The organism is Mitsuaria sp. TWR114 (assembly GCF_007997345.1).
On record NZ_VOSR01000694.1, the window covers coordinates 1 to 936 of the forward strand.

A 936-nucleotide genomic window follows, 5' to 3' on the forward strand; every position below is an offset into this window, starting at 1 on the left:
GTCTTCGTCACGCCGCTGCTGCTGCCCGACTACCCCGCCGCCCATGCTGATGGCGGCCGTCTCACTGGCCTTCGGGCTGCTGGCGCTCGCTGCGCAGCCTGGCCCACGGCGCGGCGCGCGACCGCAAGGACCTCGAGCTGCAGGCGCACCACCGCCAGCTCGAGGCCCTGCTGGAGGACCGCGAACGCGCCCAGGACGCGCTGCGCCAGGCCAAGGAGGATGCCGAGGAGGCCACCCGGGCCAAGTCGGACTTCCTGGCCAACATGAGCCACGAGATCCGCACGCCGATGAACGCGATCATCGGCATGTCCCACCTGGCGCTGCAGACCGGGCTGGATGCGCGCCAGCGCAACTACATCGAGAAGGTGCACCGCTCCGCCGAGAACCTGCTGGGCGTCATCGACGACATCCTGGATTTCAGCCGCATCGAGGCCGGCAAGCTCAGCCTGGAATACGTGCCCTTCCGCATGGAGGACGTGCTGGACCATCTGGTCAACCTGATCGGTTTCCGCGTCGAGGACAAGGGGCTGGAGCTGCTGCTGAACGTGCCGCCGGACCTGCCGACCGCGCTGATCGGCGATCCGCTGCGGCTGGGCCAGGTGCTGGTCAACCTGGGCAACAACGCCGCCAAGTTCACCGACCGCGGCGAGATCATCGTCGGCATCGAGTCGGTCGCGCTCGGCGCGCGTGAGGCGGCGGCGCTGGACGCCCTCGCCACGCCGGAGGTCGAGCTGCACTTCCGCGTCCGCGACACCGGCATCGGCATGACGCCCGAGCAGCAGGCGCGGCTGTTCCAGAGCTTCAGCCAGGCCGACAGCTCCACCACCCGCCGCTACGGCGGCAGCGGCCTGGGGCTGGCGATCTGCAAGCAGCTCGTCGAGATGATGGGCGGCCGCATCTGGGTCGAGTCCGCGCCGGGCCAGGGCTCGACCTTCC

1 protein-coding gene is annotated in these 936 nt (G+C 70.1%); it reads left to right on the forward strand.

What is annotated here, in order from left to right:
* Window positions 1–263 precede the first annotated feature (263 nt).
* Window positions 264–936: ATP-binding protein (locus FUT87_RS22555; protein WP_404935432.1), on the forward strand; the 673-nt coding region annotated here is incomplete at its 3' end.